Origin of the sequence: Rhodococcus sp. 5A-K4, from assembly GCF_046097995.1 — a bacterium.
Taxonomy (GTDB): domain Bacteria; phylum Actinomycetota; class Actinomycetes; order Mycobacteriales; family Mycobacteriaceae; genus Rhodococcus_F; species Rhodococcus_F erythropolis.
Genome location: NZ_JBJURM010000025.1, coordinates 81714 through 100863 on the forward strand (window position 1 = coordinate 81714; position 19150 = coordinate 100863).

Consider the following 19150-nt stretch of genomic DNA (forward strand, 5'->3'; position numbering starts at 1 on the left):
CACCCCGGGTGGTAATCCACCGAATCATTCGACGCCGCAGCCATACGCTCGGCAGCTGCAGCACACCCACTGTCGGCGAAACACGGGAAGGAACCACGTGAACGACGATCCCAACGCGCTCGCACGGGTCTGGGTCGACGTGGTTGCAGAACTCACGAGTGATGACCCCGGAAGTAATCTTCCGGCTTTGAGCAGCAAGCAGAAGGCATTTGTCCGTCTGGTGAGGCCTCTCACACTTGCTCAGGGTTTTGCACTCCTCTCGGTTCCATCGCCATTTGCTCAAGAGACGATCGAGCGCGATCTACGCGAGCCGATCCTGCAGGCACTCGGACGCCACCTCGGCGGCCAGGTCGAGGGACTCGGTGTCCGCATCGCACTCGAAGACGATGCCGACGCACCCGCCGAACCGGTCGAGGAGCGCACGGGCAGCCGTCAGTTCGAGTCGGTCAACTCATCGGGCGCATACCGTCGGCGCAGATTCACCGAAGGTGACGGCGAACCTTCGGACTCCGAGACTGCCGAGACCGAAGAAGTCGACGACGACCGCGAAGCACTCGCGAGCGTTCACGAATCGTGGCCGTCGTACTTCACGAAGCCGCCCGCTACTCCTTCTGCTTCTGGGTCCGGCGCGAACAGTCTCAACGCGAAGTACACCTTCGACACTTTTGTGATCGGATCGTCCAACCGATTCGCTCATGCCGCTGCCGTCGCGATCGCGGAGGCGCCGGCGCGTGCGTACAACCCCTTGTTCATCTGGGGAGCTTCGGGCCTGGGCAAGACGCACCTTCTTCACGCCGCCGGCCACTACGCACAGCGACTGTTCCCCGGCATGCGGGTCAAGTACGTCTCGACCGAAGAATTCACCAACGACTTCATCAACAGTCTTCGTGACGACCGCAAGGTCGCGTTCAAACGTCGATACCGGGAAACGGACGTCCTGCTGGTGGACGACATCCAGTTCATCGAAGGCAAGGAAGGTATCCAGGAGGAGTTCTTCCATACCTTCAACACCTTGCACAACGCGAACAAGCAGATCGTCGTCTCCTCGGACCGTCCGCCCAAGCAGTTGGCAACCCTCGAGGAGCGTCTGCGGACGCGCTTCGAATGGGGCCTGATCACCGACGTTCAGCCGCCTGAGCTCGAGACGCGTATCGCGATTCTGAGCAAGAAGGCGAGGATGGATCGCCTCGAGGTCCCGCACGACGTCCTCGAGCTGATCGCCAGCCGTATCGAGCGCAACATTCGTGAACTCGAGGGCGCGTTGATCCGCGTCACCGCTTTTGCCTCGCTCAACCGCCAGCCGTTGGATCTGACGTTGGCCGAGGTGGTCCTGCGCGATCTGATGCCCGATTCGTCGAGCCTCGAGATCAACGCGGCGACGATCATGGCGGTGACGGCCGAATACTTCAACATGTCGATCGACGACCTGTGTGGGCCGGGTAAGGCCCGGCCACTCGCTCAGGCCCGCCAGATCTCGATGTATTTGTGCCGTGAGCTCACTGATTTGTCATTGCCGAAGATCGGTCAGACGTTCGGCCGTGACCACACGACGGTCATGTACGCCGACAAGAAGATCCGTAAGGAAATGACGGAACGCCGCAAGGTGTACGACCAGGTTCAGGAGTTGACCGCAAGGATCAAGCAGCGCTCCAAGCGCTGACCTGCACTTATTTCGATCGATGCCGCTCGAGGCAGAGGTTCCCTCGAGCGGCATCGGTGTATTCGAAGGGTTCCACGTGTGGTCCCCTCGAGGGCGGTTGTCCACCTCGAGGGACGACACGCCGGAGTCGGACACGCCGATAAGAACAAACTCTTCGTTTCTTGTGAAAAGTATTCACATCTGTGGATAACTGTGTTGATAACTCCGAAAGTCTGTGGAGTTCTCGAGGAGGAATCCGAAAACTTTCAGAGAGTGCACAGAGGGGGTCGATTGGTCCTCGAGTCTGTCCTCGAGAAGTGCACAGGCCCTCGAGGGGACCTACCAGCGTCGACAACCGTTGCTCCACAGATTGCACAGGACTTATTACTACTACTGAGAATTTCCTAGGAAAAGCTCTTTGAAAATAGTTCTGGGGACAACTCCTGTTGAGAACCTCGCCTCAGGCTGCGCTCGTCCCGGCTTCGGCTTTCCACTTGCGCCCTCGAGGGCATACGGTGGGCATCGCTTGGTCTGTGTCAGACTTCAAGTGAGCTGATGCAGATCCGCAGCAGACGAACATGCCTACCGAGAGGAATAACCCGGCGATGGAGCTTGGAAGCCTGAAGTTTCGCGTTTCCCGGGAAGAGTTCGCTGATTCAGTAGCGTGGGTTGCTCGTAGCCTGCCCTCGAGGCCGCCTGTGCCGGTTCTCGGCGGAGTTCTTCTCGACGCAACCGAAGCCGGCCTCACCGTTTCCGGGTTCGACTACGAGGTATCTGCGCAGGTCCGCGTCTCGGCAGATGTCACGACTGCAGGTCAGGCACTCGTCTCCGGACGCCTCCTTGCCGATATCACCAAGTCGCTTCCCAACAAGCCGGTCGATGTGACCCTCGAGGGCACTCGCGTGCTCATCTCGTGCGGAAGCGCCAAGTTCTCCCTGCCCACGATGCCGGTCGAGGACTACCCCCAGCTTCCGACGCTTCCGCAGCAGTCCGGGTCCATTCCCGTCGACCTGTTCTCCGAAGCCATCAGCCAGGTAGCCGTTGCAGCCGGCAAGGACGACACCCTTCCGATGCTCACGGGTATCCGTGTCGAGATCGAACAGAATTCGATCGTCCTCGCCGCTACCGACCGCTTCCGTCTCGCCGTTCGTGAACTCGAGTGGACTCCGGCAAACCCTGACGTCCAGGCTGCTGTTCTCATCCCTGCGAAGACTCTGTCCGAGTCCGCGAAAACGCTTGCCGGCAATGCAAATTCGCCGGTCGAGTTGGCTCTCGGTTCCGGTACGACCATCGGAAACGACGGACTCCTCGGCATCGTCAACGACGGACGCCGCACCACGACGCGCCTCCTCGACGCCGAGTTCCCGAAGTTCCGTCAGTTGCTGCCTGCTCAGCACACCGCGATGGCTACGGTCGAGGTCACGCCTCTCATCGAGGCCATCAAGCGTGTAGCACTCGTCGCCGAGCGTGGCGCACAGGTTCGCATGCAGTTCTCCGCTGACGGCCTGCTCCTCTCTGCGGGTGGCGACGACGCCGGCCGCGCAGAAGAGACACTCAACGCGTCGTTCCAGGGCGAAGCACTCACCATTGCGTTCAACCCCGGTTACCTGATCGACGGGTTGAACTCGCTTCACAGCGAAAACGTTCTGTTCGGCTTCACCACTCCCAGCCGTCCGGCTGTTCTTCGCCCCGCGGCCGAGGAAGAGCCCACGGCAGACGAGTCCGGTAACTTCGCTGCGCCCTCGAGCGAGTACACGTACCTGCTGATGCCGGTTCGCCTCCCGGGCTGAGTGGTACCCCGCACTTCAGTTCGCGCCTGACCAGGGAGAACAGTATGAAGATCGGACTCGTAGGTCTCGGCAAGATGGGTTTCAACATGCGTGAGCGCTTGCGCGCGCATGGCCTCGAGGTGATCGGATACGACCCTCGACCGGAAGTCACCGATGTCGGGTCACTTGCCGAACTCGCTGCTTCCCTCGAGGGACCTCGAGTCGTCTGGGTGATGGTTCCGGCCGGTGAAATCACCCAGAGCACCATCGCCGAGCTGGCGGATGCCCTCGAGGGCGGTGATCTGGTCATCGACGGTGGGAACTCGCGTTACACCGACGATGCTGTCCATGCCGAGCTTCTGGGCGCCCGTGGGATCGGTTTCCTCGACTGCGGTGTCTCCGGTGGCATCTGGGGCCGTGAGAACGGCTACGGCCTGATGGTGGGCGGATCCGAGCCCGACGTGGCGAAGGCAATGCCGATCTTCGACGCCCTTCGCCCCGACGGCGACGCTGCAGACGGCTTTGTCCACGCCGGCCCCGTCGGTGCTGGTCATTACGCGAAGATGGTGCACAACGGCATCGAATACGGCCTGATGCAGGCGTATGCCGAGGGGTACGAGCTCCTCGAGGCGGAAAGCCTGATCGCGGACGTTCCCGGTGTGCTTCGAGCCTGGTCGAAGGGAACCGTCGTACGTTCGTGGTTGCTCGATCTGCTTGTCGACGCCCTCGAGGAGGATCCGGAGCTTGCGCAGATCACGGGCTATACCGAGGATTCCGGTGAGGGCCGCTGGACGGTAGAGGAAGCTATCAAGCACGCTGTCCCTGCTCCCGTCATCTCCGCTGCTCTGTTCGCGAGATTTGCTTCACGACAGGATGATTCACCGGCCATGAAGGCGGTGTCGGCCTTGCGTAATCAGTTCGGTGGTCACGCGGTCAAGAGCGCTTCGCCCAAGAATTCGGCTTCTGGGAGCTAAGTGTTCGTTCGTAGATTTTCGCTGCGGGACTTCCGATCCTGGGATTCGCTGACGCTGGACCTCACGCCGGGAACAACTGTCTTCCTCGGTTCGAACGGGCACGGTAAAACCAACGTCCTCGAGTCACTGGGGTATCTGTCCACGCTGTCCTCTCATCGAGTGTCCACGGATGCACCGATGATCCGCAGCGGTTCCGCCAGTGCTTTTGCGGGTGCAACTGTGGTCAACAATGGGCGCGAACTGACCATCGACGTCGAACTGATCGAGGGAAAGTCCAACCGCGCCAGGATAAATCAGTCGCCGACGCGTCGTCCGCGGGAAGTACTGGGAATTCTGCAGTCGGTGATGTTCGCGCCGGAAGATCTGTCGTTGGTTCGCGGTGATCCTGGCGATCGTCGACGCTATCTCGACGAGTTGTTGACGTCGCGGATTCCCCGAATGGCTGCCGTCCGTGCGGATTACGACAAAGTGCTGCGTCAGCGCTCAGCCCTACTCAAAACTGCTGGTGCGGCTTTGCGCCGCGGTTCTCGTGGTGGCGAGTCCGACAACGTCCTCTCAACCCTCGAGGTGTGGGACGGGCATCTGGCCGCTCACGGCGCACAATTGTTGGCCGGGCGCCTCGAGTTGGTCCATGATCTGGCGCCCCACCTGGCGGAGTCGTATCGTTCCATCGCACCCGAATCCCGGCCGGCGTCGATTCGATACAAGAGCAGCCTGGGTTCGTCGTTGGGTCCCGAATTCACTGATCCTGCAAGGATTTCCGGCATCGACGACGTTGCATACCTCGAGGAGAGATTCCATCTCGAGTTGGCACAGATGAGGTCGAAGGAAATCGATCGCGGAGTGTGTCTGGTCGGTCCGCATCGGGACGACCTGGAGCTGGTTCTCGGCGACAGTCCGGCGAAAGGCTTTGCCAGTCATGGTGAATCGTGGTCGTTCGCGCTTTCGCTGAGACTGGCAGGTTTTGCCCTGTTGCGCGCGGACGGCAGCGACCCGGTCCTGATGCTCGACGACGTATTCGCGGAATTGGACCGTCGTCGGCGTCGTGCGCTCGCCACCGTTGCGGCTACCGCAGAACAGGTGCTGATCACGGCCGCCGTTCCCGAGGACGTACCGGACGAACTCGAGGCGGCCAAGTTCGGCGTCGAAGCCTCCGATACCGGAGACGGTCGGATATCCCGGATAGTGCCCGTAGGCTCGACGGATCAGGAGGTCGAGTTCGATGACTGAAGACAGCAGCGCGGCCCCGGAGCCCGAGCTCAAGGGGATCGATCTGGCGCGCCGTGCCCTCGAGGAGGCACGCGCGACAGCCAAAGCCAACGGCAAGGCCGTCGGGCAGGGGCGCTCGTCGCCCAAATACGGAAGTGGCCGCCCGCGTCGACGCAGCGGTTGGTCCGGCCCCGGCCCGGATGCGCGGGACCCTCAGCCGTTCGGTGCTCTCACCAGCGCTATCTCCAAATCGCGTGGGTGGTCCCCCAAGGTGTCCGAGGGCACGGTCCTCGGTCGGTGGCCGCAGGTCGTCGGAGAAGACATCTCCGCGCACGCCGAGCCGATCTCTCTGAAAGAAGGTGTTCTCAGCATCTCCGCCGAGTCGACGGCGTGGGCTACCCAGTTGCGCATGATGCAGTCCCAGATTCTGGCCAAGATCGCTGCTGCCGTCGGTGACGGCGTCGTGAAGACACTGCGCATCACCGGTCCGAGTGCGCCTAGCTGGCGCAAGGGCGAAAGGCATGTGAAAGGCCGCGGACCTCGCGATACGTACGGCTGAGGAAAACTCAACCAGGACCTGGTTCTACCTATTACTTCGTGTTACAGTTAAAACTCGCTAGTGAGTGAACTGTGTCACAAGGCTGTCGTTCCATCCCGATCGGCAGGCATGAAGGAGTAGCTAGATGTCGCAGAAGATATCGACACCCGCTTCGTCGTTCGCCGAGCCGGATCACATCCTGTTGCAGGCTCGCAATGTCGAGTTCGACTGGTCCGATCTGCCCATGCACTGGATTCCGGGCGATCCGTTCAGCACACACGTTCTCAACGTGCTTCACCTCCTCCTCCCAGCCGGTGAGGAGTGGTTTGTCGAGACCTTCAAGGAAGCTCTTCCTCTGATCGAGGACGAGAAGCTCCGTGAAGACGTCGTCGGATTCATCGGCCAAGAGGCGATGCACTCCAACGCGCACTCGGGTGTCCTCGTCCATCTGAAGGAAAACGGCCTGGATCCGACGCCGTACACCCAGCAGATGGAGTGGGCATTCTCGAAACTGCTCGGCCCGCGCCCGATGACGGGACTGCGCGCCGAGAATCACCTGGTGGAGCGCTTGGCGATCATCGCGGCCATCGAACACATCACTGCTTTCCTCGGCGACTGGGTGCTCAACGCCAAGGGGCTCGACAAAGCCGGCATGCACCCGACCATGCTTGATCTTCTTCGCTGGCACGGCGCCGAAGAAGTCGAACACCGCGCCGTCGCGTACGACGTGATGCGCTACTTCGACAAGCGTGAGACCCGCCGGATCCGTACCCAGATCCTCGTCACGCCCGCAATCGTGTGGCTGTGGATTCGCGGTACCCGGTTCTTGATGCGCAACGATCCCGAGCTTGCCGCTCAGGCTCCCAGCCGTCGACGACCCCACCTGTCCGATTTCATCGCGGCCGGAAAGCGTGGCACAGTTCCCACGTCGTTCGAGCTGGTCAAGCGGATGTCGACGTACTTCAGCAAGTCCTATCACCCCAGTAACGAGGGCTCGACCGCCCAGGCGGTGCAGTACCTGGCGTCGTCACCCGCAGCTCAGGCGGCTGCACGGTGATTTCACTCTCGAGGGTCAAGGACGTCATCTCCGGGCACGACGGGTTGCCGCGTTTTCCGGCGCCACCCGATTTGTCCGGAAAGAACCGTCCCGACCGTGCCATGCGCATCACGGAGTTATTGGCGGACAAGTACCTTCGGGTGTTGACGGCCTACGACTACAACCCCGAGATCGCTGGCCACAACCCCGACACGGCCATGAACATGGTGGTCAGTACGCGCGAGGTGGTGGCGACCGACGAGAACGTCGTTCGCCTGCGCTTCGAATCCGCCGACGGTTCACCGATTCCGCCGTGGCATCCGGGTTCGCACCTGGACTTCCATCTACCTTCGGGTCTGCGGCGTCATTATTCGCTGTGCGGCGACCCTGCCGATCGCACGGGATACAGCGTCGCGGTTCGTCGGATCCCCGACGGCGGTGGCGGTTCCATCGAGATGCACGCTCTCAAGCCGGGTGAGCACGTCACGGTACGCGGCCCTCGCAACGGATTTCCCTTTGTGGGTGAAGGCAGTGCACTGTTTGTTGCCGGCGGTATCGGTATCACGCCGATCATCGCAATGGTCCGTGCGGCAAGAGAATTGGGAATGGACTGGTACTTCGTGTACTCGGGCCGCTCTCGTGAATCCATGCCGTTCCTCGACGAGATCGCGAGCTGGGAACCCGAGCGTGTCTTCGTGCGCCCGGACGACGAGTTCGGATTGCCCACCACCGCAGACCTTCTCGGACGAGCGCCGGTCGGCGGCGCCGTGTACTGCTGCGGCCCGACGCCGATGCTCGACGCCGTCCGCCGCGGATTCCGCGATACACCCTCCACTGCTTTGCATTTCGAGCGGTTCGGGGCTCCGCCGGTGATCGACGGCAAGGAATTCGAAGTGCAGCTGGTCAATTCGGGTCAGGTGCTCACCGTGCCCGCCGACGAGTCCGCGCTCGACGTTATCAAGAAGACATTGCCCGGTGTCGGGTACTCGTGTCAGCAGGGTTTCTGCGGAACCTGTCGTGTGAAGGTACTCGCGGGCAAGCCCGATCACCGCGAAAGGCGTCTGACCGACACCGAACAGGAAACGGAGATGCTCATCTGCGTATCCCGTTCCGACGGTGGACGTCTCGTTCTCGATCTCTAGATATTTCCCGACTCCGAAGGGTTCGACAATGTCGAAGCACTCTCCTGTCCATGCCGTGACCGCGCGTCGCGTGACCAACGGTTCCGTCAGCCTGGCAGTGTTCGAGCAGGGCAAGGCAGACGGCGAGACCATCGTCCTGGTGCATGGTTGGCCCGACACCCATGAATTGTGGAACCGCATCGTGCCTTTGCTGGCAGACGACTTCCGCGTCGTCAGCTACGACAGCCGCGGGGCCGGTGAGAGCACGATCCCCTCGAGGGTGCAGGACTACCAACTGAGCGCACTGGCCGGCGATCTTTTTGCCGTCATCGACGCGGTCAGCCCGGGCAAGCCGGTGCACGTCCTGGCACATGACTGGGGATCCGTGGAAACGTGGGAAGCGGTCTGCGAGCCGGGTGCCGAAGAGAAGATCGCGTCGTTCTCGTCCATCTCGGGCCCCAATCTCGATCATCTCGGGAAGTGGATCCGGGCGAGCGTGTCCAAGCGTCGTTTCCTCGGCCCGGCGGCGCAGGGAATTGCGTCGGCCTACACCGTTCTGTTCCAGATTCCCGGGCTGTGCACCCTCCCGTTGCGTCTGTGGTTCTCCAAGCACTGGCCGGCATTTCTGGGCTTCTTCGACGGTCTGGACCCTCGTGTGGTCAACACCGCGCCCACCATCGCCGACGACATGGTGAACGGACTCAAGCTTTATCGCGCGAACATCCGGCCGTCTCTCGGCAAGCCGCGGGATCGGTACACGGACGTGCCTGTTCAGCTCATTCTGAACAAGTACGACAAAGCCGTTCGTCCGGTGGGATACGAAGACACCGAAAAATGGGTCTCCGACCTGCAGCGACGTGAAATTGCCGCGGGACACTGGTCGCCGTTTTCACATCCGGGCGAGGTTGCCGAACATGCGCGGGCATTTATCGCGAGCCTGAGAGAGCGTCGCTCGGAGAAGCAAAGTTCCTAGCGTTTCACCTTCAGGGGATCGTAAAAATTCGTCTGCGGCGCAGCCAGGGGTGTCATTGGCCGCTTCTAGTCGGTGCTTACCAGTAAGATGGTCAACGGTAACTAGCGGCAACATTCTCGAACCCGCTCCGACGACACCCGCAAGGGCTTGCTGACGGCTGCGCTCGAGTATTGACGGAGAAGGAGAGCTACCCACCCGTGGCTGCCCAGAAGTCAGATACAAGCACTTCCAGCAAGGACTACAACGCGTCGTCCATCACCGTCCTCGAAGGACTCGAGGCGGTACGTAAGCGTCCAGGCATGTACATCGGTTCCACCGGTGAACGCGGCCTGCACCACCTCATTTGGGAGGTCGTCGACAACTCGGTCGACGAGGCGATGGCCGGACACGCCACCAAGGTCGAGGTCACCCTCCTCGAAGACGGCGGAATCCGCGTCATCGACGACGGCCGTGGCATCCCGGTCGGCATGCACGCCTCCGGAGTACCCACCGTCGAGGTCGTGCTGACCCAGCTGCACGCCGGCGGCAAGTTCGACTCCGACTCCTACGCCGTCTCCGGTGGTCTGCACGGCGTCGGTATCTCGGTGGTCAACGCGCTCTCCACCCGGCTCGACGTCGACATCAAGGTCGACGGCTACCGGTGGCAGCAGACGTACACCGATTCCAAGCCGGGGGAGCTCGTACAGGGCGACCCGACGAAGGAGACCGGCACCACCGTCAGTTTCTGGGCTGATCCCGAGATCTTCGAGACCACCCGCTACAACTTCGAGACCGTTGCGCGTCGTCTGCAGGAAATGGCCTTCCTCAACAAGGGCCTGACCATCACGCTGACCGACGAGCGCGCCGAGGTCATCGACGACGAAGCCGCCGAGGTGGCCGAGGCTCCCAAGTCTGCTGCCGAAGAAGCCGAAGAAGCTGCTCAGGCAGCGCCGCGTAAGTCCAAGACCCGTATCTACCACTACCCCGGTGGACTCGAGGACTACGTCCGGCACATCAACAAGAGCAAGACCCCGATCCACAACTCGGTCGTGGGATTCACCGCCAAGGGCACCGGCCACGAGCTCGAGGTCGCAATGCAGTGGAACTCCGGCTACTCGGAGTCCGTGCACACCTTCGCCAACACGATCAACACCCACGAGGGTGGTACCCACGAAGAGGGCTTCCGCGCCGCACTGACCGCAACGGTCAACAAGTACGCGCTCGAAAAGAAGCTGCTCAAGGACAAGGATCCCAAGCTCACCGGTGACGACATCCGTGAAGGACTCGCGGCCATCATCTCGGTGAAGGTCGGTGAACCCCAGTTCGAGGGTCAGACCAAGACCAAGCTCGGCAACACCGAGGTCAAGTCCTTCGTACAGAAGGCGTGCAACGAGCACCTCGCGCACTGGTTCGAGGCGAACCCCGCCGACGCGAAAACCATTGTGAACAAGGCTGTTTCGTCGGCGCAGGCCCGCGTCGCGGCGCGTAAGGCGCGTGAGCTGGTCCGTCGTAAGAGTGCGACCGACCTCGGTGGCCTGCCAGGCAAGCTCGCCGATTGCCGCTCCAACGATCCGGAGAAGTCCGAGATCTATATCGTGGAGGGCGACTCCGCAGGCGGCTCGGCCAAGTCCGGCCGAGACTCGATGTACCAGGCGATCCTCCCGCTTCGCGGAAAGATCATCAACGTCGAGAAGGCGCGTATCGATCGCGTCCTCAAGAACACCGAAGTCCAGTCGATCATCACCGCGTTCGGCACAGGCATCCACGACGAGTTCGACATCGCCAAGCTGCGCTATCACAAGATCGTGCTCATGGCCGACGCCGACGTCGACGGTCAGCACATCGCAACGCTGCTGCTCACGCTACTGTTCCGCTTCATGCGGCCGCTCGTCGAGCACGGCAAGGTCTACCTCGCGCAGCCGCCGCTGTACAAGCTCAAGTGGCAGAAGGGTGCGCAACCGGAATTCGCGTACTCCGACCGCGAGCGCGACGCGATGGTCAAGGCAGGCCTCGAATCCGGCAAGAAGATCAACAAGGACGACGGCATCCAGCGCTACAAAGGCCTCGGCGAGATGAACGCCAAGGAGCTGTGGGAAACCACGATGGACCCGACGGTGCGCGTTCTGCGTCTCGTCACGCTCGACGATGCGGCTGCTGCCGACGAGCTGTTCAGCGTGCTGATGGGCGAAGACGTCGAAGCACGACGCAGCTTCATCACCCGCAATGCCCGGGACGTTCGTTTCCTCGACGTGTAGGCCTGCGGCCCTGTGAGCGGTTGCGGAGTCCCCGGACTCCTTTTCCGCGCACAGGGGCTTGCCCCCTCTTTTAAGAAAGTGAGCTCATGACCGACACCACGTTGCCACCGGACGGTCCGCAACACGACCGGATCGAACCGGTCGACATCCAGCAGGAAATGCAGAACAGCTACATCGACTACGCCATGAGCGTCATCGTCGGTCGCGCTCTGCCGGATGTCCGCGACGGACTCAAGCCGGTGCACCGCCGCGTGCTCTACGCGATGTACGACAACGGATATCGCCCAGACCGCGGATACGTGAAGTCTGCCCGACCGGTCGCCGAGACCATGGGTAACTACCACCCCCACGGCGACTCCTCGATCTACGACACGTTGGTCCGTATGGCCCAGCCGTGGTCGCTCCGTTACCCGCTCGTCGACGGTCAGGGAAACTTCGGATCCCGCGGCAACGACGGCGCAGCCGCCATGCGTTACACCGAGTGCAGGCTCACGCCGCTCGCGATGGAAATGCTGCGCGAAATCGACCACGAGACAGTCGATTTCACCCCGAACTACGACGGCAAGACGCAGGAACCGACGGTCCTGCCCAGCCGTATCCCGAACCTTCTGATCAACGGTTCCAACGGCATCGCCGTCGGTATGGCCACCAACATTCCGCCGCACAACCTGCGTGAAGTTGCCGAGGCCATCTACTGGGCGCTCGAGAACTTCGAGGCGGACGAGGAAGCCACCCTCGCGGCCGTCATGGAGCGCATCAAGGGACCCGACTTCCCGACGCACGGGCTCATCGTCGGTGGACAGGGCATCCAGGATGCCTACACCACCGGCCGTGGCTCCGTCCGTATGCGCGGCGTCGTCGAGATCGAGGAAGATGCCAAGGGCCGCACCACGATCGTCATCACCGAGCTGCCCTACCAGGTCAACCCGGACAACCTGATCACCTCCATCGCGGAGCAGGTTCGTGACGCGAAGATCGGTGGCATCTCCGACATCCACGACGAGTCCTCGGACCGCGTCGGCATGCGCATCGTCGTCACCGTCAAGCGTGACGCCGTTGCCAAGGTCGTGCTGAACAACCTTTACAAGCACACCCAGCTGCAGACCAGCTTCGGCTGCAACATGCTCTCCATCGTCGACGGAGTGCCGCGCACGCTGCGCCTCGACCAGATGATCCGTCTGTACACGACGCATCAGCTAGAGGTCATCGTTCGTCGTACCAGGTACCTGCTTCGCAAGGCACAAGAGCGCGCCCACATCCTGCGCGGTCTGGTCAAGGCCCTCGACGCTCTGGACGAGGTCATCGCCTTGATCCGTGCGTCGCAGACCGTCGACATCGCTCGCGCCGGATTGATGGAACTCCTCGACGTCGACGAGATCCAGGCCGACGCCATCCTCGGCATGCAGCTGCGTCGTCTGGCCGCCCTCGAGCGTCAGAAGATCGTCGACGAGTTGGCCGAGATCGAACTCGAAATCGCGGACCTCGAAGACATTCTGGCTCGCCCGGAGCGTCAGCGCGCGATCGTTCGTGACGAGCTCAAGGAAATCGTCGACAAGTACGGCGACGACCGTCGTACCCGCATCATCGCCGCCGACGGAGACGTCAACGACGAGGATTTGATCGCCCGCGAAGACGTCGTCGTCACGATCACCGAGACCGGTTACGCCAAGCGCACCAAGACCGATCTCTACCGATCGCAGAAGCGCGGCGGCAAGGGTGTTCAGGGTGCCGGCCTCAAGCAGGACGACATCGTCTCGCACTTCTTCGTCACCTCGACGCACGACTGGCTGCTGTTCTTCACCACGAAGGGCCGCGTCTACCGCGCGAAGGCTTACGAGCTGCCCGAGGCGAGCCGTACCGCTCGCGGTCAGCACGTTGCCAACCTCCTGGCCTTCCAGCCGGACGAGCGCATCCAGTCCGTCATCCAGATCAAGACGTACGAAGACGCGCCATACCTGGTGCTCGCCACTCGCAACGGTCTGGTCAAGAAGTCCAAGCTCACCGACTTCGACTCCAACCGCAGCGGTGGCATCGTCGCCATCAACCTGCGCGGTGAAGACGAACTGGTCGGCGCTGTTCTCTGCTCCGCCGAAGACGACCTGCTCCTGGTCTCGGCACAGGGCCAGTCGATCCGCTTCTCGGCCACCGACGAGGCACTGCGTCCGATGGGCCGCGCCACGTCCGGTGTCCAGGGCATGCGTTTCAACGGTGACGACGAGCTGCTCTCGCTCAACGTCGTTCGTGAAGGAACGTTCCTCCTGGTCGCCACGTCGGGCGGTTACTCCAAGCGAACCGGCATGGAGGATTACCCGGTGCAGGGTCGCGGCGGCAAGGGCGTGCTCACGATTCAGTACGACAAGAAACGTGGCACTCTGGTCGGTGCGCTCATCGTCGACGACGACGACGAGCTGTACGCGATCACCTCGGGCGGCGGCGTCATCAGGACGGCTGCCAAGCAGGTTCGTAAGGCGGGACGCCAGACCAAGGGCGTGCGTCTGATGAACCTCGGCGAAGGCGACACACTGCTCGCGATTGCGCGCAACGCCGACGAGCCCGAAGAGCTCGCTGCAGAGACCACCGACAACGCAGACAATGCCGATGGAGCTAAGGAGTCCTAGTGAGCACTCCCAACCAGCCGGGCAGTGACCAGAAGAGTGAAAGCACTTCAGGTTCGACGCCACCGAAGCCGGAGCAGGCAACTGCTCCGGCGGGGCCGCAGACCTCGAAACCTGCAGCTCCAGCGGACGGCGGACCCAAAGCTTCCGAGGCAGCTCCGGCGCCCAAGGCACCGGAGCCGCCTCGCGGCCCGTCGGATTCGGCCCAGAAACCGGCGGCTGCGGCTCCCGACGCCGCGGGTGCGGCCAAGGGTCAGGCTCCTTCCGCTCCTTCTGTGGCTCCGGCTGCGCCGGTAACCCCGGCGAAGGGTGATGGTCAGGCTCCGCCGCAACCGGTCGCCAATCAGGCTCGTGGCAGCCAGGCACCGCCGTGGCAGCGGGGACCCCAGCCGTCAGGCCAGCCTCAGGGTCAGCCAGCTCAGAACCCCGCTGCTCAGAATCCGGCGTCCAAGGCCCCGGCGTCGAAGGCTCAGCCACCGCAGAATCAGGCTCCGCAAAGTCAGCCGCAGACCAACATCACGCGCGCGGCCGGCGCTGGTGCTCCTGCAGGTCGACCGGCAGCTCCTGCTGGGGGTAAGCCGCCTGCGGGTCCGCAGCGTCCTGCTGCGGCCGGCCCGGCACAGGGTGGTCCGGCACAGGGTGGTCCGGCCAAAAACCCAGCGCAGGGTGGTGCGCCGAAGGGACAGCCACAGGCGGGTCGCCCCGCTGCCGGTGCACAGACAGGTCGTCCTGCCGGCAACCCGTCGGCGCGTCCTGTCGTGACGGGCACGGCAGTTGCCGCAGCTACTGGTGGCGTCGCCGGCGCAGCGGCAGCCAAGGCTGTTGCACCCTCGGGCGCAAATCCCAAGGCTGCGAATGCCACGGTCGCCAATCCCACGGTCGCCAATCCGAAAGCAAAAGCCGCCGCGATCGACGGGCCGACTCGGCACATCGATCGCAAGGATCTGCCGAAGGACATGCCCGACCTCTCCGAGGCCAAGCATCCGTTGCCTGCTGCGGTGAAGGGTGAGAAAACTCACGCCGTATCGGCTTCGGTCGTGGACGGTGCGCCACTGCGCGCAACGGTCCAGATCCGTCGTATCGACCCGTGGTCCACGCTCAAGATCACGTCCGTGATCTCGGTGTCGCTGTTCTTCGTGTGGATGGTGGCCGTCGGACTGCTCTACGTCGTTCTCGACGGCATGGGCGTCTGGGATCGCCTGAACAACGCGTTCACCGACATCGTTGCCGACGGCGGCTCCGACGGTCTGGTGACGGCCGGCCAGGTGTTCGGCTACGCCGCGCTGATCGGTATCGCGAACATGGTGCTTTTCACGGCACTCGTCACGATCGGATCGTTCATCTACAACCTCTGCAGCGACCTGGTTGGTGGCGTCGAGGTAACTCTCGCCGACCGCGACTGACCTGCGAAAACATTGCTCCGCCGGGCCCGTTTTGGTGTCAGCGGCCCGGTGGGGTAATCTTTGGAATCGGTTCAGGGGCCTATAGCTCAGGTGGTTAGAGCGCTTTACTGATAATGAAGAGGTCGGAGGTTCAAGTCCTCCTAGGCCCACTCCCATGTGCCGAAGAAGGGTTGCTGGAATGAAGGTTTTCCTGCTTGTCGGGGCCGGAATTCTGGTAGCTCTCGGGGTCACCAAGCTGATCAAAAGTCAGCGCGGAGACAAGGTTTGGCACGATTTGGAAACAGGATAGAACCTAGGTACTCTGACTCCGGTCAGAAAACCGAACGGGGCCTTAGCTCAGTTGGTAGAGCGCTGCCTTTGCAAGGCAGATGTCAGGAGTTCGAATCTCCTAGGCTCCACAGTAGGAAAACACCCTTCCGGGATCCGGGAGGGTGTTTTTGTATGCCGATGTGCGGATGGCCGGCCGGCCGGTGCCCGACTCGTGGCCCTCCCCTTTTGAGCGAACGGTACTTTCGGCGCACTGAAGGCGATGAACATGCCGTTCGCTCGGAGTGGGGTGGCCAGAACAGCGCCCACTATGGACCGTTCGTCCCGAATTCTCCGGAAAGTCTAGTGGTCATAACCAGCCGGGCGTAGCGTGAGGAGAACCCAATTTCAGGAGGTTCGTAGTGCTTCACAACGACATTCCCAGCCACGGTGAAATTGCCGCACTCGCGGAGGTGGAAGGGCCCACCTGCATCACCATCGTGACTCCGACTGAAGATGCGCCGCAGGATCATGACAAAGCGCGCATCGCCTTCAAGGACCAGGTCCGCTCGGCACTCGCATCGGTGGAGGATCCGGCCGAGCGCAAACTGTTCGAGGCCGAATACGCAGAGCTCGACGACGACGACGATTTCTGGCGCTTCCAGTCGCGCTCATTGGTCACGTACGCGACGCCGGAGCGTCTGGTGACCTTCCGCCTCCCCAACCGTCTGCAGGCGCTCGAAACGGTCAGCGATCGGTTTCATCTCAAGCCACTGCTCCGTTCGGTGACCTTCCCCCAGACGGCGTTTGTTCTCGCTCTCGCCGAAGGTTCGGTGCGATTGATCGAGATCGCCGCCGATCAACCGGCCGACGAGGTTCGTGTTCAGGGAATGCCGAAGAACGCTGCCGATCACGCTGGCAAGTCGTCGATCAACAGTCGCACCGAGGCGGGTCGGCTCTCGGGTTCGGACAGCCGAAAGTTGCGCGTCAATCAGTACGCCCGCGCAGTCGATCACGAGGTCCGTGGTGTCCTCGCCGGCCGCGACGTCCCCTTGATCCTGGCTGCCGCGGAACCCATCGCGTCGGTGTATCGCTCCGTGAATTCGTACCGCCACCTGGTCGACAAAACCGTCGAGGGAAATCCGGAAGCCTTGTCGACGCAGGAAGTGGCGGACGGTTCGCGACCGGCGCTCGACGATTTCCACGCCGAGCAGTTGGCGGCGGTGCGGGACACCTTCAATGTGCGCACCGAACAGGGACGTACTCAAACCGACGTCGCCGACGTGGCAACGGCCGCGACGTACGGACAGGTCGACACCGTTTTCATCGACATCGACTCCGTTGTGCCCGGAAGTCTCGATCCCCAGACGGGCGCTCTCACGACCGGTGAGTCGGCCAACGGAAGTACATACGGGGTCGTCGACGAGATCGCTCGTCGTGCGCTCCTGACGGGTGCTCGGGTCCTCGCTGTTCGCGCCGAGGACATTCCGGGCGGCGGCGCAGTTGCCGCGATTTTGCGCTTCGCCCCGTAAACAGACTGGACGCGTGTGCGCTTCGTGACCTGATTCGGGCACGGGGCGCATACGATTCCGGCATGAAACGTGTGTGGGAACGGCTGCGCCTCTACTGCAAGACGCTGCACCCGGTCGGGCTTGCCTTTGCTCTGGTCTTCTTCACCTGGTCGATGAGTCCTTCCCTGTTGCCGCGCGCGTGGTACTTGCAGGGCGTTGCGACGGGCATCTCGCTCGCGATGGGATACGGCGTCGGCGTGACGGTTGCCTGGATGATCCGCAAGTGCGGCGTCGAACCGCAGTGGTCGGATCGCACCAAGAAGATCGGCTGGCGAATCCTGTTGGTCGCGGCCGTCATTCTGGTTCCGACGTTCTTGGTCCTCGGTTCGTGGTGGCAGCAGATCGTTCGCGATCTGGTGGAAGCTCCACGCACCAACCAGGCGAATTACCTTCTGGTGTTGCTGATTTCGCTCGGAATCTGGTTCATCCTGCTCGAGGCGGGCCGTGGTCTTCGTTTCACCACCAACAAGCTCACCGCCGTCGCACTTCGGTTCGTTCCCCTCGAAGCGGCGAAGGTCGGCAGCTTGATCGTCATCTTCGCCCTCGGCATCTTCATCGTGAACGGTGCGCTGTACAACGGGTTGATTGCCTTCGCGAACTGGAGTTTCTCCGGTGCGGATCACGAAACACCGGACGGCATCGAACAACCCTTGATCGCTGAGCGCAGTGGTTCACCGATGTCCGCCGAAGCCTGGGATTCGCTCGGCCAGGAGGGGCGCACCTTCATGGGCAGCGGTCCCACCGCGGCCGAGATCACCGCGTTGACCGGACGTGAAGCGAAGCAACCGATCCGGGTGTACGCCGGACGCGAATCCTCGGACTCGATCAACGGTGTCGCACAGCGGGTCGTCGACGAGTTGGAGCGCACCGGCGGATTCGACCGCGGAACCCTCGCGGTTGTCACGACCACCGGCCGCGGTTGGGTGAACGAGGACGTCGCGTCGGCGTTCGAGTACGTCGAGGGCGGGGACACGGCGATCGCGTCGATGCAGTACTCGTTCCTTCCGAGTCCGTTGGCCTTCATCGCCGACCGTGAGACGCCGATGATTGCCGGTCGCGCACTGTTCAACGCGGTGTACGCCAAGTGGATCGACCTGCCCGTGGAGACGCGACCCGAGCTGGTTGTCTTCGGTGAGAGCCTCGGCTCCTACGGTGGCCAGGCCGCATTTGCCGGCGCTCAGGACATGATGACGCGCGTCGACGGCGCGCTGTGGGTCGGAACCCCCAACTTCACTGCTCAGTGGCAGGAAATCACGGACAGCCGCGACTCGGGCTCACCGGAGATCCTGCCGGTGATCGACGGTGGCCAGGCGATTCGGTTTGCCGGTGATCCGGAAGATCTGGAGCTGAAGTCCGACTGGGACGACGATCGCATCGTGTACTGGCAGCACGCCAGCGACCCGATCACATGGTGGTCCTTCGACCTGCTGCTCAACAAGCCGGATTGGCTCAAGGAACCGCTGGGTCGCGACGTGGATCCGGGAATGACGTGGGTACCTCTCGTGACCTTCTGGCAGGTAACCCTCGACATGGTCTTCTCGGCTGACGTCCCGTCCGGGCACGGTCACAATTACGGCGAGGATGCAGCGGACATGTGGGCCAAGATCCTGCACCCCGAGGCCTGGACCTCGGCTGATACCGACAAGCTTCGTTCGCTGCTGACCTCCAATCTGGAGCCCACGAAGTAGTCGTAAACGGTTGTAAGTCAGCCTGTTAAGGCGAAAACCTCACGAAAAAGTGTTACGTGAGGTATGTGTTACTCTGCGTTCGCTGTGTGCCAAGCCACAGCGCAAGCGAGCGTGGGGAGATCGAAACGTGAAGA

At 62.4% G+C, this 19150-nt stretch carries 13 protein-coding genes and 2 tRNA genes; all 15 read left to right on the top strand.

Features of this window, described 5'->3' with window-relative positions:
* Positions 1-97: 97 nt before the first annotated feature.
* Positions 98-1660 carry a chromosomal replication initiator protein DnaA gene (gene dnaA / locus ACKAMS_RS26350; protein WP_003942491.1) on the top strand — a complete coding sequence of 521 codons (1563 nt, stop codon included), beginning with the start codon at positions 98-100 and terminating at the stop codon, positions 1658-1660.
* A 584-nt stretch (positions 1661-2244) separates the two neighbouring features.
* A complete protein-coding gene (dnaN, locus tag ACKAMS_RS26355; protein ID WP_007729165.1) occupies positions 2245-3429 on the top strand; it encodes a DNA polymerase III subunit beta in 1185 nt (394 codons plus the stop codon).
* A gap of 44 nt (positions 3430-3473) precedes the next feature.
* Entirely contained in the window at positions 3474-4382 is a 909-nt protein-coding gene (gene gnd, locus ACKAMS_RS26360) for a phosphogluconate dehydrogenase (NAD(+)-dependent, decarboxylating) (protein WP_019746211.1), read from the top strand.
* On the top strand, positions 4383-5612 hold the full coding sequence (recF, locus tag ACKAMS_RS26365; RefSeq protein WP_408989802.1) for a DNA replication/repair protein RecF: 1230 nt from the start codon (positions 4383-4385) through the stop codon (positions 5610-5612).
* Positions 5605-6150, top strand: coding sequence for a DUF721 family protein (locus ACKAMS_RS26370; RefSeq protein WP_003942471.1), 546 nt, complete (start codon positions 5605-5607; stop codon positions 6148-6150). Before recF ends, ACKAMS_RS26370 begins: the two co-directional genes overlap by 8 nt.
* A gap of 124 nt (positions 6151-6274) precedes the next feature.
* Complete coding sequence (locus ACKAMS_RS26375; RefSeq protein ID WP_007729174.1) at positions 6275-7186, top strand: metal-dependent hydrolase; 912 nt, start codon at positions 6275-6277, stop codon at positions 7184-7186.
* Complete coding sequence (locus ACKAMS_RS26380) at positions 7186-8307, top strand: PDR/VanB family oxidoreductase (RefSeq protein WP_408989804.1); 1122 nt, start codon at positions 7186-7188, stop codon at positions 8305-8307. Before ACKAMS_RS26375 ends, ACKAMS_RS26380 begins: the two co-directional genes overlap by 1 nt.
* A gap of 28 nt (positions 8308-8335) precedes the next feature.
* Entirely contained in the window at positions 8336-9259 is a 924-nt protein-coding gene (locus ACKAMS_RS26385) for an alpha/beta fold hydrolase (protein WP_003942581.1), read from the top strand.
* 197 nt (positions 9260-9456) lie between these two features.
* The gene (gene gyrB / locus ACKAMS_RS26390) at positions 9457-11493 is read left to right on the top strand and encodes a DNA topoisomerase (ATP-hydrolyzing) subunit B (protein ID WP_003942515.1); all 2037 of its coding nucleotides are present in this window, start codon (positions 9457-9459) and stop codon (positions 11491-11493) included.
* Positions 11494-11579: 86 nt separating this feature from the next.
* Complete coding sequence (gene gyrA, locus ACKAMS_RS26395; protein ID WP_003942463.1) at positions 11580-14111, top strand: DNA gyrase subunit A; 2532 nt, start codon at positions 11580-11582, stop codon at positions 14109-14111.
* A complete protein-coding gene (locus ACKAMS_RS26400; RefSeq protein ID WP_408989803.1) occupies positions 14111-15511 on the top strand; it encodes a DUF3566 domain-containing protein in 1401 nt (466 codons plus the stop codon). The genes gyrA and ACKAMS_RS26400 overlap by 1 nt, the downstream gene beginning before the upstream one ends.
* 75 nt (positions 15512-15586) lie before the next feature.
* Positions 15587-15660: transfer RNA gene (locus ACKAMS_RS26405), tRNA-Ile, on the top strand.
* Between the two features lie 176 nt (positions 15661-15836).
* Positions 15837-15909: transfer RNA gene (locus ACKAMS_RS26410), tRNA-Ala, on the top strand.
* Between the two features lie 270 nt (positions 15910-16179).
* The gene (locus ACKAMS_RS26415) at positions 16180-17289 is read left to right on the top strand and encodes a hypothetical protein (protein WP_133728214.1); all 1110 of its coding nucleotides are present in this window, start codon (positions 16180-16182) and stop codon (positions 17287-17289) included.
* A 62-nt stretch (positions 17290-17351) separates the two neighbouring features.
* A complete protein-coding gene (locus tag ACKAMS_RS26420; protein ID WP_019746219.1) occupies positions 17352-19016 on the top strand; it encodes an alpha/beta-hydrolase family protein in 1665 nt (554 codons plus the stop codon).
* Positions 19017-19150 lie beyond the last annotated feature (134 nt).

Bases quoted from the DNA above. Each gene is read 5' to 3' on its own strand.
- ACKAMS_RS26375 (WP_007729174.1), top strand. From the start codon at position 6,275: ATGTCGCAGAAGATATCGACACCCGCTTCGTCGTTCGCCGAGCCGGAT.
- ACKAMS_RS26385 (WP_003942581.1), top strand. From the start codon at position 8,336: ATGTCGAAGCACTCTCCTGTCCATGCCGTGACCGCGCGTCGCGTGACC.
- gnd (WP_019746211.1), top strand. From the start codon at position 3,474: ATGAAGATCGGACTCGTAGGTCTCGGCAAGATGGGTTTCAACATGCGT.
- ACKAMS_RS26370 (WP_003942471.1), top strand. From the start codon at position 5,605: ATGACTGAAGACAGCAGCGCGGCCCCGGAGCCCGAGCTCAAGGGGATC.
- dnaN (WP_007729165.1), top strand. From the start codon at position 2,245: ATGGAGCTTGGAAGCCTGAAGTTTCGCGTTTCCCGGGAAGAGTTCGCT.
- gyrA (WP_003942463.1), top strand. From the start codon at position 11,580: ATGACCGACACCACGTTGCCACCGGACGGTCCGCAACACGACCGGATC.
- ACKAMS_RS26420 (WP_019746219.1), top strand. From the start codon at position 17,352: ATGAAACGTGTGTGGGAACGGCTGCGCCTCTACTGCAAGACGCTGCAC.